Raw genomic sequence first — 15,631 nt, 5'->3', positions numbered from 1 at the left:
GGGGGTCAGTGGTGGGCGACCGCCGCCCGCTCGGGCACGGGGGTGGCACCCGTGACGACCTTGGTGGGCGCGGGGGACCGGCGCTCCAGAGCCGCCGACAGGATGGCGAGGACGAGGGCGGACGCGGCGAGCACGGCGCCGACCCAGTTCGGAGCGGTGTAGCCGAGGCCCATGGAGATGACGATCCCGCCGAGCCAGGCCGCCAGGGCGTTGCCCAGGTTGAAGGCGCCGATGTTGACCGCGGAGGCGAGCGTGGGGGCTCCGGATGCCTGGTCGAGGACCCGCTTCTGCAGCGGCGGCACGGTGGCGAAGCCCAGCGCGCCGATCAGGACGATGGTCACCGCCGAGGCGATCTTGTTGTGCGCGGTGAGCGTGAAGACGGCCAGGACCAGGGCCAGAGCACCGAGCGAGACGTACAGCATGGGCATCAGCGCGCGGTCAGCGAACCGGCCGCCGATGAGGTTGCCACCGACCATGCCGAGGCCGAACAGGACGAGCAGCCAGGTCACGGAGGACTCCGAGTAGCCGGCGACCTCCGTCATCATCGGCGTGATGTAGGTGATGGCCGCGAACACGCCGCCGAAGCCGAGCACCGTCATCGCCATCGCGAGCAGCACCTGCACGTTGCGGAACGCGCTGATCTCGTGGCGCAGGCTCACGCCTTCGGGCTTGGGCAGGTCCGGCACGAGCTTGGCGACACCGACGAGGCCGACCACACCCAGGGCGGCGACGATGACGAAGGTGATCCGCCAGCCGATGGCCTGGCCGACGAACGTACCCAGCGGGACGCCGACCACGTTGGCCACGGTCAGGCCCGAGAACATGGTGGCGATGGCCCCGGCCTTCTTCTCGGGGGCCACCAGCTCGGCTGCGACGACCGAGCCGATGCCGAAGAAGGCGCCGTGGGCGAGGGAGGCGACGACCCGTCCGGCGACCATCACGCCGAAGGACGGTGCGACGGCCGAGAGCAGATTGCCCGCGATGAACAGGCCCATCAGCAGCATCAGCATCCTCTTGCGTGAGATGCGGGTGCCGAGGGCGGTCATCAGCGGGGCACCGAGCACGACGCCCAGGGCGTAGCCGGTCACGAGGAAGCCTGCGGTGGGGATGGAGACGTCGAAGTCACCCGCGACCTCGGGAAGCAGTCCCATGATCACGAATTCGGTGGTCCCGATTCCGAAGGCCCCGATGGCCAGGGCCAGAAGCGCGAGAGGCATGGAGCTACCTTCCAAACGATTGCGGGAGCGCTTAACGTGCGTCCACAATAGTTGCAGGCGCGGGATAATTGCAAGCGCTGGATATTGCAGCAGTGGACTATCCTGGACGCAGCCGCTCCGGGACGCAGGCAGACGGAGGAACAGCCATGACAGCGACCGACCCCGCACTCACCGCGCTGGCCCAGGGCTGGTGCGCGCTCTCCTTGCTCCACGGGAAGATCGAGTCCCATGTGGAGCGGGCGCTCCAGGCCAAGCACGGCCTGAGCGTGCGGGAGTACAGCCTGCTCGACGTGCTCAGCCGCCAGCACGACGGCGAAGGCGGCCATCTGCAGATGAAGCAGGTCGCCGATGCCGTGGTCCTCAGCCAGAGCGCCACCACGCGTCTGGTCACCCGTCTCGAAGACCGCGGTCTGCTCTCGCGCTACCTGTGCCCCACCGACCGGCGCGGCATCTACACCAACGTCAGCGAGAGCGGCACCCAGCTCCTCGCCGAGGCACGGCCCACCAACGACACGGCCCTGCGCGAGGCCCTGGACGAGGCCGCGCAGAACCCTGAGCTCGCCCCGCTGGTCAGGGTCGTCGAAACGGCGCGCGTGCCGGTGTGAGGCGCGGGGCGCCCCGGCGCCCCGGTATGAGGCCCGAGGCGCTCCGGCTCCCCGGTATGAGGCACGAGGCGCCCGGGCTCGCCGGTGTGAGGCACGGACGCCCCCCCGGGGGGCAGTGTTGAGGCACGCCCCCCCGGGGGGCGGTGTTGCGGCACGGCACCGGGCCAGGAGCAGCACGCAAGGCCGCCACAGCCCCCACCGGCTCACTCAGAGGCCTGCGCATAGGCTGCGGCCATGGGAGATCTTGAGATACGACCTGCCGTCGCCGATGACATCCCCGCGATCGTGGCCATGCTGGCGGACGATCCCCTGGGTGCCCAGCGCGAGTCACTGGACGACCTCACCCCGTACTTCCCCGCCTTCCAGCGGCTCGCCGAGGACCCGAACCAGCATCTGGTCGTCGCTGTCCGCGAAGGCCGTGTGGTCGGCACGCTCCAGCTCACGATCATTCCGGGCCTGTCCCGGAAGGGCGCCACACGGTCGATCATCGAAGCGGTGCGAGTGCACGCCGAGGAGCGGGGCAGCGGCCTCGGCACCCGGTTCATCGAGTGGGCCGTCGACGAATCCCGGCGCCAGGGCTGCCAGTTGGTGCAGCTGACCTCGGACGCCACCCGCACCGACGCCCATCGCTTCTACGAGCGCCTGGGGTTCACGGCCTCGCACGTGGGCTTCAAGCTCCAGCTCTGAAACGGGCAGTGACGCTCCCGAGCCGTCACTGACGTACGAGGCGAGAGCACCAGGTTGCCCTGCTTCCCTGTTTCACGTGAAACAGGACAACCTGGTCCTTGTTCGCGCTCTACGCGAGGCCCCGCCACCCCTCCGGGTCCACCCCACCGGGCACCGGAGCCTTCGCGTCGTACGGCTCCCGCGTGAAGACGAACGACCCCAGGTCGAGGTGGCTCACCGAGCCGTCCGGCCGCCGCACGGCTCGCAGGAGCTCCCCCGCGTAGTACCCGTCGAGCCCGGTCCACGTGCCGTCCCCGTTCGGCCGGAACCGCGAGCCACGGCCGCCGCCCGCCAGCGGGCCCAGCTGGACCGCGCCGTCAGCCGCGAGGCGCAGCACCAGCGCGCTCGTCCCCCAGTACCAGGGCCCGGTCAGCTCCAGCACGGACGAGTCGACCTCGCGCAGCGGCCGCCACGGCTCGGGGATGCGCGGCTCCGCCTCCGCCACGATCCGTAGGAGCTCAGCCGCCACCGTGGCCACCGGAACCCCGGAGGTGCAGTTGGCCAGGACCACGGCCGCGACGTCGTCCTCCTCGCAGGTCCACAGGCTGGCGAGGAAGCCGGGCACCGAGCCCGTGTGACCGATGAGCGCACCACCGCTGAACCGCACGATGCTGACACCGAGCCCGTACGCCTGATCCGTGTCGCCTAGCTCCGCGACCGCCGTCGGCGCCTTCATCTCCCGGACCGAGTCAAGACAGAGCACACGGTCATCGCCCCGCATCAGGAACACGGCGAAGCGCGCCAGGTCCGCCGTCGTCGACCACAGCTGCCCGGCAGGAGCCATCAGGCCCAGGTCCTCGACGGCCTCGGGCAACAACGCATCGGCCCACGGATGCACCGCCCAGCCGCCCGCGTGCGGAGCCATCGACTGCCCACTCGTACGGTGCAGGCCGAGCGGTTCCAGGACCTCCCTGCGCAGAACCTCTTCCCACGGCGCACCACGGAGCGCCTCGATCAGCGAACCCAGCAGTGTGTAGCCGGGGTTGGAGTAGTGGAAGCGACGCCCGACGGGGTGCTTGAAGGGCTGCTCCCCGAGGACGTCGCTCAGCTCGGGCCGCAGCGACGCGGGGCTGCGCTCCCACCACTGCCCCGGCGTCTCGGCCGCAAGTCCGCCCCGGTGCGACAGGAGTTCGGCGATGGTGACCTCACCGACACCGGTTCCCGGAAGATGCTTCTCCAGCGGATCGGAGAGATCGAGCACGCCCTCATCACGCAGCCGCATCACCAGAACAGCGGTGAACGTCTTGGTGATCGATCCGATGCGGTACTGGACGTTCTCGTCCGGCCCATGGCCATCGACCGAGGTCCGGCTCCCCGTCCACACCAGCTCGCCTCCCCGTACGACGGCGGCGACCAGCGACGGTGCCCGTCCCTCCGTCTGGGCAGTGGCAATCCGATGCGTCAGGGCCCGGCGCGTGGCGGGAAGCAGCTCTTCGTTAGTCATGGGGCCAGTTCATACGGGCGCGAGCCCGGGCGTCGAGTCCATTACGACAGCGCCCGCGCCCCTCTGACGCTACCGGTCCGCTCTGGACGCTGCCGGTCCGCGTCCTGCGTGGCCGCGCCATGTTTCACGTGAAACTTGCGTGGGACCTCTGGCCATGTGACCCACGTCTCGTCGGCGCATGTCACGGATCGGCGCCCCTATTCGGTCAACACTTTCGACGCCCCATCATCGGAGGGCGTCGGAGGGAGAACGTCATGGCAGCGCACATCGTCGTACTGGGAGCGGGCTACGCGGGAGTGGTCGCGGCCAAGTCGATCGCCAAGCAGCCCGGCACCCGGGTGACCCTGGTGAACGCGAGCGACCTGTTCGTCGAGCGGGTGCGGATGCACCAGGTCGCGGCGGGCCAGCCGGTGCGGCAGCGGCGGATCGCCGAGCTGCTCACGGGTGCGCCCGTGGAGTTCGTCGTCGACCGCGTTGTCTCTCTCGACACCGAGCGCCGCGAGGTCGTCCTGGCCGAGGGCGCGCCCCTCGTCTACGACACGCTGGTCTACGCGCTGGGCAGTCGCGCCGCGCACGACGCCGTGCCGGGGGCGGCCGAGCACGCGTACCCGCTGGCCGTCGCCGAGGACGCCGACCGCCTGCGGGCGCGGCTGACCGCGGGCGGCACCGTCACGGTCGTCGGCGGCGGCCTGACCGGTATCGAGGCCGCGTCCGAACTGGCTGAGACACGACCGGAGTTGAAGGTGCGCCTGGTCACCGGCGACGCGTTCGGCGCGGCACTCTCCGAGCGGGGCCGGAACCATCTGCGGCGCGTCTTCGCCCGGCTCGGTGTGGAGGTCCGGGACAACGCCCGGGTCGCCGAAGTCCGCGAGGACGGCGTGCTCCTCACCGACGGCGCGCTGCTGCCCGCGGACACGGTGGTGTGGACGACCGGCTTCCGAGTACCGGAGATCGCGCGTGAGGCCGGGTTCGCGGTCGACGACCACGGCCGCATGCTCGTCGACGCGACGCTGCGCTCGGTGTCGCACCCGGACGTCTACGCCATCGGTGACGCGGCCGCGGCCCGCCGGCAGGACGGGCAGGAACTGCGCATGGCCTGCGCCACCGGTCTGCCGACGGCGGCTCACGTGGCGCAGTCGATCAGCGACCGTCTGGCGGGCCGGACCCCGCCCCCGCTGCGGTTCCGGTACGTCAACCAGTGCGTGAGCCTGGGCCGCCGCGACGGCCTCATCCAGTTCGTACGGGACGACGACAGCACGGTCGAACGCGTCCTCACGGGCCGCTTCGCCGCCTGGTACAAGGAGTTCATCGTCCGTGGCGCCCTGTCGGCCCAGCGCCACCCGGGTCTCGTGAAGCTGACCCCGCGCGGGAGCAAGGCGGCATAGCCCAGCAGGCTCGTACCGCCCCGAGGCTTACGTCTGCGCCATGTCCACGAAGCGCGAGTAGTGGCCCTGGAAGGCAACGGTGATCGTCGCCGTAGGGCCGTTACGGTGCTTGCCCACGATGATGTCCGCCTCGCCTGCGCGCGGGGACTCCTTCTCGTACGCGTCCTCGCGGTGCAGCAGGATGACCATGTCGGCGTCCTGCTCAATGGAGCCGGATTCACGCAGGTCGGAGACCTGGGGCTTCTTGTCCGTGCGCTGCTCGGGGCCACGGTTCAGCTGCGAGAGCGCGATGACCGGGACCTCGAGCTCCTTGGCCAGCAGCTTCAGGTTTCGCGACATGTCCGAGACCTCCTGCTGGCGGCTCTCGGCGCGCTTCGAGCCACCGGACTGCATGAGCTGCAGATAGTCGATGATCACGAGCTTGATGTCGGCACGCTGCTTGAGGCGGCGGCACTTCGCGCGGATCTCCATCATCGACAGGTTCGGGGAGTCGTCGATGTAGAGCGGGGCCGCCGAGACCTCGGGCATCCGGCGGGCGAGCCGGGTCCAGTCCTCGTCCGTCATCGTGCCGGAACGCATGTGGTGCAGCGCCACGCGTGCCTCCGCGGACAGCAGACGCATCGCGATCTCGTTGCGCCCCATTTCCAGGGAGAAGATCACGCTGGGCAGGTTGTGCTTGATGGAGGCGGCGCGCGCGAAGTCCAGGGCCAGCGTGGACTTACCCATGGCGGGGCGGGCCGCGATGACGATCATCTGGCCGGGGTGCAGACCGTTGGTGAGCGAGTCGAAGTCGGTGAAGCCCGTCGGCACACCCGTCATCTCGCCGCTGCGGGAGCCGATCGCCTCGATCTCGTCGAGGGCGCCCTCCATGATGTCGCCCAGCGGCAGATAGTCCTCGCTGGTGCGCTGCTCGGTGACGGCGTAGATCTCAGCCTGGGCGCTGTTGACGATCTCGTCGACGTCGCCGTCCGCCGCGTATCCCATCTGCGTGATGCGGGTGCCCGCCTCGACCAGGCGGCGCAGGACCGCGCGCTCGTGCACGATCTCCGCGTAGTACTCGGCGTTCGCCGCGGTCGGGACCGTCTGGACCAGCGAGTGCAGATACGAGGGGCCGCCGACCTTGGTGATCTCACCGCGCTTGGTGAGCTCGGCGGCGACCGTGATGGGGTCGGCGGGCTCGCCCTTGGCGTACAGATCGAGGATCGCGGTGTAGACGGTCTCGTGCGCCGGGCGGTAGAAGTCGTGGCCCTTGAGCACCTCGACGACATCGGCGATGGCGTCCTTCGACAGGAGCATGCCACCGAGCACGGACTGCTCCGCGTCCAGGTCCTGGGGCGGTACGCGTTCGAAGGAGGGGCTGCCCCCGTCCCAGCCTCGCTCGTGCTGCTCCTCGCGGCCCCGGCCACCGTCGCGGCGCGGGGACGCGGGCAGCCGGTCCCCCGGTCCGCTGTCGGCCCACGGGTCGTCCAAGGGCTCGGAAATACTCACCGGGCCACCTCCTCCCGTCCGCCGCGCGGACCTCGCCGTGCCCCTCTTTCCTACGGCACGACACTGACAAATAAGGGGGCCCAACTCCGGTTCTGACGCGTCGGATTTGCGTGGTTTCGCCGATGGCAGGACGAGGCGGGCGCCGCACAACCGTAGGCCCGTCGGCACCGTCAGCCAATCTGGTTATCCACAGGCGTTGTGGATGACTGGCCCGATGCTGTGGAGAACCCCGGGAAACCTGTGCACGGTCCGGTGGACAGCCCTGTGAACAAGCCCTCAGGTGACTTTCCACGGCTGCCCTGACCTGCATCTTTCCCATCCACCGGCTGTGCAGAAGAAAAACTTCCCCAGTCGGCCCAAGATCTCGTCACACCGCGCCCGCCCGCACGCCCACCCTCAGCCCAAGTAAGGGTCCTAAGTCAATTGCATCTCTTACCTGTGGAAGATTAGATTGGTGCTCATGACACAGGCTCCCGCGGCGCCCAAGGCCGCCCGGCGACGACACGACCGAGAGATCGTCGCACTCGCCGTCCCCGCCTTCGGCGCGCTCGTGGCCGAGCCCCTCTTCGTCATGGCCGACAGCGCCATCGTCGGCCACCTCGGCACCGCCCAGCTCGCCGGCCTCGGCATCGCCTCGGCCCTTCTGACGACCGCCGTCAGCATCTTCGTCTTCCTCGCGTACGCCACCACCGCCGCGGTCGCCCGCCGCGTCGGCGCCGGTGACCTCCAGGCCGCCATCCGACAGGGCATGGACGGCATCTGGCTCGCCCTCCTGCTCGGCGCGGCCGTGATCGTCGTCGCTCTGCCCACGGCCCCCGCCCTCGTAGGCCTCTTCGGGGCCTCGGACTCGGCCACACCGCACGCGGTCACCTATCTGAGGATCTCCGTCCTCGGCATCCCCGCGATGCTGGCCGTCCTCGCCGCCACCGGCGTCCTGCGCGGCCTCCAGGACACCAGGACTCCGCTGTACGTGGCCATCGGCGGCTTCATCGCCAACGGCGTGCTCAACGTACTCCTCGTCTACGGAGCGGGCCTCGGCATCGCCGGTTCCGCCTGGGGCACCGTCCTCGCCCAGTGCGCGATGGCCGCTGTCTATCTGACCGTCGTCGTCCGTGGCGCCCGGCGTCACGGCGCCTCGCTGCGTCCGGATGCCGCGGGGATCCGGGCCTGCGCACAGGCAGGCGTCCCCCTGCTGGCGCGCACGCTCTCCCTCAAGGCGATCGTCATCATCGCCACCGTCGTGGCCGCCCGGCTCGGCGACGCCGACATAGCCGCCCACCAGATCGTCCTGTCCCTGTGGAGCCTGCTGTCCTTCGCCCTCGACGCCATCGCGATCGCCGGGCAGGCCATCATCGGCCGCTATCTGGGCGCAGGTGACGCCCAGGGCGCCCGTGACGCCTGCCGCCGCATGGTGCAGTGGGGCTTCGCCTCGGGCGTCGTCCTCGGTCTGCTGGTCGTCCTGGCGCGGCCCGTGTTCGTCCCGCTCTTCTCCAGCGACGCCGCCGTCCAGGACGCCGCGCTGCCCGCCCTGATCGTGATAGCCCTCGCCCAGCCGATCTGCGGCATCGTCTACGTACTCGACGGCGTCCTCATGGGCGCGGGAGACGGCCCGTATCTGGCGTGGGCCATGCTGATCACGCTCGCGGTATTCACACCAGCGGCCCTGCTCGTCCCCACGCTCGGCGGAGCGCTGACTTCCCTGTGGGTCGCGATGACGCTCATGATGACCGTGCGCATGGCCACCCTGTGGCTGCGCTCCCGCTCGGGCCGCTGGATCGTCACGGGGGCCACGCGCTGAGGCGATGTTTCACGTGAAACACGGCCACCGTTTGACCACCATTCGCTGAGCCTCGGTCGTGATGCAGGGCGCTCCGGAAAGAACGGTCGGCACAAGCGGAGCACTCCCCGCGCACCGCCTCCCGCGCGTCCCGCACCGCCCGCGCACGACAAGAGGGCCGCACCCGTAGGTGCGGCCCTCTCACTCAGTCCTGCGAAGCGCTAACGCGACGCTCAGGCAGAGATGACCTCGACGTTGACCTTCGCGGCAACCTCGGGGTGCAGACGCACGGACGTCGCGTGGGCGCCCAGCGTCTTGATCGGCGCGCCCAGCTCAACGCGGCGCTTGTCGACCTTCGGGCCACCGGCAGCCTCGATCGCCGAAGCGATGTCAGCCGGGGTGACGGAGCCGAAGAGACGACCGGCGTCGCCGGAGCGAACGGCCAGACGGACCTTGACGCCCTCGAGCTGAGCCTTGATCTCGTTGGCCTGCTCGATGGTCGCGATCTCGTGGATCTTGCGCGCACGACGGATCTGCGCGACGTCCTTCTCGCCACCCTTGGTCCAGCGGATCGCGAAGTTCCGCGGGATCAGGTAGTTGCGAGCGTAGCCGTCCTTGACGTCGACGACGTCGCCAGCGGCACCGAGGCCAGAGACCTCGTGGGTGAGGATGATCTTCATGTTTCGGTCACCCTTCCCTTATCGCGCGGTGGACGTGTAGGGCAGCAGCGCCATCTCACGGCTGTTCTTGACGGCCGTGGCGACGTCACGCTGGTGCTGCGTGCAGTTGCCGGTCACGCGGCGGGCACGGATCTTGCCGCGGTCGGAAATGAACTTCCGCAGCATGTTCGTGTCCTTGTAGTCCACGTACGTGACCTTGTCCTTGCAGAAAGCGCAGACCTTCTTCTTCGGCTTGCGCACAGGCGGCTTCGCCATGGTGTATCTCCTGTGTGATCAAGAAGTGTGGGTACGACCCGCCTTCTCGTCCCGGGCGCAGGGCCCTGGGTCTTAGAAGGGGGGCTCGTCCGAGTAGCCGCCGCCGGAGCCGCCGGAGCTTCCGCCCCAGCCGCCACCGCCGCCGCCCTGCTGGCCGCCGGCGGCCGGCGCACCGGTCGCCCAGGGGTCGTCGGCGGGAGCACCGCCGCCACCCTGCTGCTGACCGCCGCCGGAGCCACCGCCCCAGCCGCCGCCCTGCTGGCCGCCGCCACCGCCGCCGTACCCACCCTGGCCGCCGCGACCGGTGGTCTTGGTGACCTTGGCCGTGGCGTTCTTGAGACTGGCGCCGACTTCCTCGACGTCCAGCTCGTAGACCGTGCGCTTGATGCCCTCACGGTCCTCGTAGGACCGCTGCTTCAGCCGACCCTGCACGATGACGCGCATGCCTCGCTGGAGCGACTCGGCGACGTTCTCCGCCGCCTGACGCCAGACCGAGCAGGTCAGGAACAGGCTCTCGCCGTCCTTCCACTCATTGGTCTGCCGGTCGAAGGTGCGGGGAGTGGACGCGACGCGGAACTTCGCGACCGCCGCACCGGACGGGGTGAAGCGCAGCTCGGGGTCGTCGACAAGATTGCCGACGACCGTGATGACGGTCTCGCCTGCCATTGGGGGAACCTCTCGGCGGGTTTGCTGCTGGCTGCTGGTGCTGCTACTCGAATCCCGAGTGCCGCCGAGCCTCGCGGCTCAACGGATCTGAGCCAGGGGGCTCAGTGGGTCTCGGGGCGGAGGACCTTGGTCCGGAGGACCGACTCGTTCAGGTTCATCTGGCGGTCGAGCTCCTTGACGACCGCAGGCTCGGCCTGCAGGTCGATGACCGAGTAGATGCCCTCGGGCTTCTTCTTGATCTCGTACGAGAGACGACGACGGCCCCAGGTGTCGACCTTCTCGACCTTTCCGTTGCCCTCACGGACGACGGAGAGGAAGTTCTCGATCAGCGGGGAGACAGCGCGCTCCTCGAGATCGGGGTCGAGGATGACCATCACCTCGTAGTGACGCATGTGGAACCCACCTCCTTTGGACTCAGCGGCCACGGTCGTTCCGTGGCAGGAGGGTCGTGATGCGTACGCAACGGTATCGGCCGCCACTGACAATCGACCGCCCCGAGCGGAGGTCCGAGGGGGAGCCGTGTCGTGTGGCTGTACCAGTCAGTGACGGATCAGTGACTGGCCTGGGCAGACACCGGTGCAGACGGTACAGAGTACCCGCACCGAGGCTTCCGGTTGAAATCCGGCGGCGGACGGGCAGAATCTGTACACATCGGGTGTGTATGGCGCTACGATGCGCTGCCTTCCGCGGGAGGTGCCTCCATGGCACAGACATTGCGACGTGACACCGCCGGTTCCCTCTTCGCCACCGACGGCAAGCCCCATCCCCTCCAGGACACTCTGCTCGGCGTGACGCTGATCCTCGGCGCGATCGCCTTCGTGTCCGCGATGTTCCACAACCTCCATCTGCTCAGTTCCTGGACCGGCCTGGTGGGCATCTTCACCGGCGCGTACGGGCAGTTCATCTCGGTGACGACGCGAGAGCGCTTCTTCCTGATCGTCGGCCTCGGTGCCTGTGCGGTGGGCTTCTTCCTGGGCATGGCGCACGGCGGCCTCTTCGGCGGACTCTGGTGACCGACCGCGGCCGCGGATGAGCGCTCCCCGGCCGCACGGCCTTCTCCGGACCGGCCGTTGAGCGGTCCGCACCACCCCTGGTCAGAGACGGGCCAGGGGCGAAGGTCCGATACGCCCAGACGGGGCGCTCGCAGGGCGCAGTAGGCTTCGGCGCTAGAGCCGGAGCCCCTGTACCCATGGGGACACACCAGCCCGAGGAGCGCCGCGAATGAGCCTGACCCTGAGGACCATCAGCCGAGAGCAACATCTGGCGTACATCCAGAGCCTGCCGTCGGCGAGCCATTGCCAGGTCCCCGCATGGGCAGACGTGAAGAGTGAATGGCGTTCGGAGAACCTCGGTTGGTTCGACGACAGGACCGGTCACATGGTGGGCGCGGGCCTGGTGCTCTACCGCCAGCTGCCCAAGGTGAAGCGCTATCTCGCCTATCTGCCCGAGGGCCCGGTCATCAACTGGTACGCGCCGAACCTGGACGAGTGGCTCCAGCCGATGCTCGCGCACCTCAAGAAGCAGGGCGCCTTCTCGGTGAAGATGGGCCCGCCGGTCGTCATCCGCCGCTGGAACGCCCCCGCCATCAAGGCGGGCATCCAGAACCCCGACGTGAAGCGTCTGCGCGACATCGAGGCCACGCACATCGAGCCGCGTGCCTTCGAAGTCTCCGACAAGCTGCGCCGCATGGGCTGGCAGCAGGGCGAGGACGGCGGCGCCGGCTTCGGCGACGTGCAGCCCCGCTATGTGTTCCAGGTGCCGCTGGCCAACCGCTCGCTGGACGAGGTCCTCAAGAACTTCAACCAGCTCTGGCGCCGCAACATCAAGAAGGCCGAGAAGGCCGGTGTCGAGGTCGTCCAGGGCGGCTACAACGACCTTCCCGAGTGGCAGCGGCTGTACGAGATCACGGCGATCCGCGACAAGTTCCGGCCGCGGCCGCTGAGCTACTTCCAGCAGCAGTGGCGGGCCCTCAACTCCGAGGACCCCAACCGCATGCGGCTGTACTTCGCGCGGCACAACGGCGTGAACCTTTCGGCGGCGACGATGCTCGTCGTGGGCGGGCACGTCTGGTACTCCTACGGCGCGTCCGACAACATCGGCCGCGAGGTCCGGCCCTCGAACGCGATGCAGTGGCGGATGCTGCGCGACGCCTACGCCCTCGGCGCCTCGGTCTACGACCTGCGCGGCATCTCCGACTCCCTCGACGAGACGGACCACCTCTTCGGCCTGATCCAGTTCAAGGTCGGCACCGGCGGCGAGGCCGTCGAGTACGTCGGTGAGTGGGACTTCCCGCTGAACAAGCTGCTGCACAAGGCGCTCGACATCTACATGTCGCGTCGCTGATCCCGCGCAGTCACCTTCCGCAATTCCTTCCATACCTCTGTTACACCGCAGCCACCAGAAAGGTTCCGGGACCAGCCATGGCGCTCACGCTCTATGTCGACACCGCGCGCTGGCGGGCACACCAGAAGCACGTGCTTGACCAGTTCCCAGGCATCGTCCCGGTCTGCAAGGGCAACGGCTACGGGTTCGGCCACGAGCGCCTCGCTGAGGAAGCCACGCGATTCGGCGCCGACATCCTTGCCGTCGGCACGACCTACGAAGCCGCTCGGATCAAGGACTGGTTCGGCGGTGACCTGCTGGTCCTCACCCCGTTCCGACGGGGCGAGGAGCCCGTGCCGCTGCCCGACCGCGTCATCCGCTCCGTGTCGTCGCTGGACGGCGTGCACGGGCTCGTGGGCGCCCGCGTCGTCATCGAGGTCATGTCCTCGATGAAGCGCCACGGCATCACCGAGCAGGACCTGCCGCATCTGCACGCCGCCATCGAGGACGTGCGCCTCGAAGGCTTCGCGATCCACCTGCCGCTCGACCGCCCCGACGGCACGGACGCCGTCGACGAGGTCATCGGCTGGATGGACCGGCTGCGCACGGCGCGGCTGCCGCTGCACACGATGTTCGTCAGCCACCTCAAGGCCGATGAACTGGCCCGGCTGCAGCAACAGTTCCCGCAGACCCGCTTCCGGGCGCGGATCGGCACGCACCTGTGGCTGGGCGACCACCACGCGACCGAGTACCGGGGCTCCGTCCTGGACGTGACGCGCGTCGCCAAGGGGGACCGTTTCGGCTACCGCCAGCAGAAGGCCGCGTCCGACGGCTGGCTCGTCGTCGTCGCGGGCGGCACCTCGCACGGCGTCGGCCTGGAGGCGCCGAAGGCGCTGCACGGGATGATGCCGCGCGCGAAGGGCGTGGCCCGCGCCGGTCTCGCGACCGTGAACCGCAACCTCTCTCCGTTCGTCTGGGGCGCCAAGCAGCGCTGGTTCGCGGAGCCGCCGCACATGCAGGTGTCGATCCTGTTCGTGCCGTCGGACGCCCCTGAGCCGACGGTGGGCGAGGAACTGGTGGCCCATCTGCGCCACACGACCACGCAGTTCGACCGGATCCTCGACCGCTGACCTTCCGGCACCCACGCCGCAAGGCGTGACTTTGAACGGCGAAAGGGCCGGACGCGACACCTCTCGCGCCCGGCCCTTTCACATGCCGGCCCTGCCACGTCTCAGACCCAGGGCCCCCGGCCTTCAGGCTCTCGGCGTCCGACCGCGCCCCCTCCGGCCTTGAGGTCTTCCGCCCCGCACGGCCGCGGCCCCTGACGGCTCCGGTCTACCGCCATCCGGGCCTCATCGTGTTCGCTCAGGGCGAACGCTTCCCCGCCGTCCCCCATTTCACGTACGTCTCCTCGCCGTCCCGCACCCCGTCGTACTGCGACGACCGCCCGGCGGCACCGAGCACGAACACGTCCGGCGCCCCGTCCAGGGCCCCGCCCGAAGGGTCGTCCTCGCCGTTCCGGCGCACCACGTCCCGCTCCGGCAGGAGGATGTCGCGGACGACCATGGCGCACAGGTACAGCGTCCCCAGCAGGTGGACGGCGATGGCGACCTGGTAGCCCTCGGTCGGCAGCCCCTTGTGGGCGTCTCCGCTCGTCGTGTACGCGAGGTACATCCAGATGCCCAGGAAGTACGCGACCTCGCACGCCTGCCAGATCAGGAAGTCCCGCCAGCGCGGGCGGGCCAGCGCGGCGAGCGGAATCAGCCACAGCACGTACTGCGGCGAGTAGACCTTGTTGGTGAGGACGAAGGCGGCGACCACCAGGAAGGCCAGCTGCGCGAAGCGCGGGCGCCTGGGGGCGGTGAAGCCGAGCGCGGCGACGCCGAGGCAGGAGAGCAGCATCAGGACCACCGCCAGCTTGTTCACCGTGTCCGTGGTCGGCGGGTCGTCCATGCGCTGCGCGAGGATGAGCCAGAACGAGCCGAAGTCGACGCCCCGCTCCCGGCTGAAGCTGTAGAACTTCGCCCAGCCGTCCGGTGCCCGCAGCATCACCGGCAGGTTCACCGCAAGCCAGGCAGCGGTCGTGGCGATCAGCGCGGACCCGAACTCCCGCCATTTGCCCGCGCGCCAGCACAGCACGAGCAGGGGGCCGAGGAGCAGTACGGGGTAGAGCTTGGCGGCCGTGGCGAGCCCCAGCAGGATGCCGAAGGTGACCGCGCGCCCGCGCGACCACATCAGCATCGCGGCGGCGGTGAGCGCGACGGCGAACAGATCCCAGTTGATCGTGGCCGTCAGCGCGAAGGCGGGCGCCAGGGCGACGAGGAGCGCGTCCCAGGGGCGGCGCCGGTGGATGCGTGCCACGCAGACGGCGATGACGGCCGTGCAGGCCATCAGCATCCCGGCGTTGACCATCCAGTAGAACTTCTCCTGGTGCTGCAGGCTGCCGCTGCCCGGCGTCAGCCAGGCGGCCACCTCCATGAAGAGGCCCGTGAGCACCGGGTACTCGAGGTACTCCATGTCGCCGGGCAGCTTGTCGAAGTACGGCGTCAGCCCGTCGGCGAAGCCACGGCCCTGGTAGAGGTGGGGGATGTCGGAGTAGCACGCGTGGGTGTACTGCGAGCTCGCGCCGACGAACCAGGAGCCGTTGTAGCACGGCGCCTTCTGCACCATGCCGAGGGCGAACATGCCGAGGGCGACCAGTGCGATGACGCGCACGGGCGTCCACCAGGTCGCTGTGAGGAGCGCTCTGCGGCCGATGGGCCCGCCGATCAGCTCACTGCCGGAGACGGCGACCTCGTCCTGCTTCGTGGGAAGCGCGGGCTGCGGCACCCGCTCGTTCAAGGGGGGATGTGCGCGTGTGGGGGGCGTCTTCTCTGCGCTGGGCATGGCGCACATCCTGCCGTACGGACCCTGTCAGGCCCCGGAAGCATCGACGTGCCTACGCCCTAAGGAATCGGCGCACGGAGCCCCCAGCGGGCGGCCACGAGCTCTCAGCCACACCACAGCGGGCCGTCCGCACGCTTCATCAGGCCCTCAGCCACGAAAACGGACACGAACCCGGACACG

Annotated in this window: 15 protein-coding genes; 7 read left to right on the top strand and 8 right to left on the bottom strand. The window is 69.4% G+C overall.

Translation table 11 applies throughout. From position 1 onward, the window contains the following. Positions 1-5: 5 nt before the first annotated feature. Positions 6-1,217, bottom strand: a complete 1,212-nt coding sequence (locus tag IG74_RS0116755; RefSeq protein WP_030676939.1) for an MFS transporter — start codon at positions 1,215-1,217, stop codon at positions 6-8. Positions 1,218-1,363: 146 nt separating this feature from the next. On the opposite strand from IG74_RS0116755, the gene IG74_RS0116750 reads away from it, so the two are divergent. Then, the gene (locus IG74_RS0116750; RefSeq protein ID WP_030676934.1) at positions 1,364-1,822 is read left to right on the top strand and encodes a MarR family winged helix-turn-helix transcriptional regulator; all 459 of its coding nucleotides are present in this window, start codon (positions 1,364-1,366) and stop codon (positions 1,820-1,822) included. A 234-nt stretch (positions 1,823-2,056) separates the two neighbouring features. Further along, the gene (locus IG74_RS0116745) at positions 2,057-2,509 is read left to right on the top strand and encodes a GNAT family N-acetyltransferase (protein WP_030676931.1); all 453 of its coding nucleotides are present in this window, start codon (positions 2,057-2,059) and stop codon (positions 2,507-2,509) included. 109 nt (positions 2,510-2,618) lie between these two features. Here the strand turns inward: IG74_RS0116745 and IG74_RS0116740 are convergent, their stop codons facing one another. After that, positions 2,619-3,992, bottom strand: a complete 1,374-nt coding sequence (locus IG74_RS0116740) for a serine hydrolase domain-containing protein (RefSeq protein WP_030676928.1) — start codon at positions 3,990-3,992, stop codon at positions 2,619-2,621. 254 nt (positions 3,993-4,246) lie between these two features. Here IG74_RS0116740 and IG74_RS0116735 point away from each other — a divergent pair, with 254 nt between their 5' ends. Beyond that, positions 4,247-5,377: an NAD(P)/FAD-dependent oxidoreductase gene (locus IG74_RS0116735; RefSeq protein WP_051854951.1), complete on the top strand. Its 1,131-nt coding sequence runs from the start codon at positions 4,247-4,249 to the stop codon at positions 5,375-5,377. Between the two features lie 27 nt (positions 5,378-5,404). Here IG74_RS0116735 and dnaB read toward each other — a convergent pair whose 3' ends face one another. Beyond that, the gene (gene dnaB, locus IG74_RS0116730; RefSeq protein WP_030676924.1) at positions 5,405-6,865 is read right to left on the bottom strand and encodes a replicative DNA helicase; all 1,461 of its coding nucleotides are present in this window, start codon (positions 6,863-6,865) and stop codon (positions 5,405-5,407) included. Positions 6,866-7,325: 460 nt separating this feature from the next. Here dnaB and IG74_RS0116725 point away from each other — a divergent pair, with 460 nt between their 5' ends. Then, a complete protein-coding gene (locus IG74_RS0116725; protein ID WP_030676921.1) occupies positions 7,326-8,663 on the top strand; it encodes an MATE family efflux transporter in 1,338 nt (445 codons plus the stop codon). Between the two features lie 212 nt (positions 8,664-8,875). Here the strand turns inward: IG74_RS0116725 and rplI are convergent, their stop codons facing one another. The 4 genes from rplI to rpsF all read right to left on the bottom strand — a co-directional run bounded on the left by rplI (position 8,876) and on the right by rpsF (position 10,635). Beyond that, complete coding sequence (gene rplI / locus IG74_RS0116720) at positions 8,876-9,322, bottom strand: 50S ribosomal protein L9 (RefSeq protein ID WP_030676918.1); 447 nt, start codon at positions 9,320-9,322, stop codon at positions 8,876-8,878. Positions 9,323-9,340: 18 nt separating this feature from the next. Next, complete coding sequence (gene rpsR / locus IG74_RS0116715; RefSeq protein ID WP_003949403.1) at positions 9,341-9,577, bottom strand: 30S ribosomal protein S18; 237 nt, start codon at positions 9,575-9,577, stop codon at positions 9,341-9,343. Between the two features lie 72 nt (positions 9,578-9,649). Next, entirely contained in the window at positions 9,650-10,243 is a 594-nt protein-coding gene (locus tag IG74_RS0116710; protein ID WP_030676915.1) for a single-stranded DNA-binding protein, read from the bottom strand. A 101-nt stretch (positions 10,244-10,344) separates the two neighbouring features. Then, a complete protein-coding gene (gene rpsF, locus IG74_RS0116705) occupies positions 10,345-10,635 on the bottom strand; it encodes a 30S ribosomal protein S6 (RefSeq protein WP_006604399.1) in 291 nt (96 codons plus the stop codon). Between the two features lie 309 nt (positions 10,636-10,944). Here rpsF and IG74_RS0116700 point away from each other — a divergent pair, with 309 nt between their 5' ends. From IG74_RS0116700 to IG74_RS0116690, 3 genes are all read left to right on the top strand, one after another. Next, positions 10,945-11,256 carry a hypothetical protein gene (locus IG74_RS0116700; protein WP_030676909.1) on the top strand — a complete coding sequence of 104 codons (312 nt, stop codon included), beginning with the start codon at positions 10,945-10,947 and terminating at the stop codon, positions 11,254-11,256. Positions 11,257-11,464: 208 nt separating this feature from the next. Continuing rightward, positions 11,465-12,586, top strand: a complete 1,122-nt coding sequence (locus IG74_RS0116695) for a lipid II:glycine glycyltransferase FemX (RefSeq protein WP_030676906.1) — start codon at positions 11,465-11,467, stop codon at positions 12,584-12,586. A 77-nt stretch (positions 12,587-12,663) separates the two neighbouring features. Beyond that, positions 12,664-13,695 carry an alanine racemase gene (locus IG74_RS0116690; RefSeq protein ID WP_030676903.1) on the top strand — a complete coding sequence of 344 codons (1,032 nt, stop codon included), beginning with the start codon at positions 12,664-12,666 and terminating at the stop codon, positions 13,693-13,695. 235 nt (positions 13,696-13,930) lie between these two features. Here IG74_RS0116690 and IG74_RS0116685 read toward each other — a convergent pair whose 3' ends face one another. Further along, complete coding sequence (locus IG74_RS0116685) at positions 13,931-15,460, bottom strand: glycosyltransferase family 87 protein (RefSeq protein ID WP_030676900.1); 1,530 nt, start codon at positions 15,458-15,460, stop codon at positions 13,931-13,933. Positions 15,461-15,631 lie beyond the last annotated feature (171 nt).

Origin of the sequence: Streptomyces sp. NRRL B-1347, assembly GCF_000720325.1 — a bacterium.
Taxonomy (GTDB): domain Bacteria; phylum Actinomycetota; class Actinomycetes; order Streptomycetales; family Streptomycetaceae; genus Streptomyces.
This window is presented reverse-complemented; position numbering and strand designations above follow the sequence as displayed.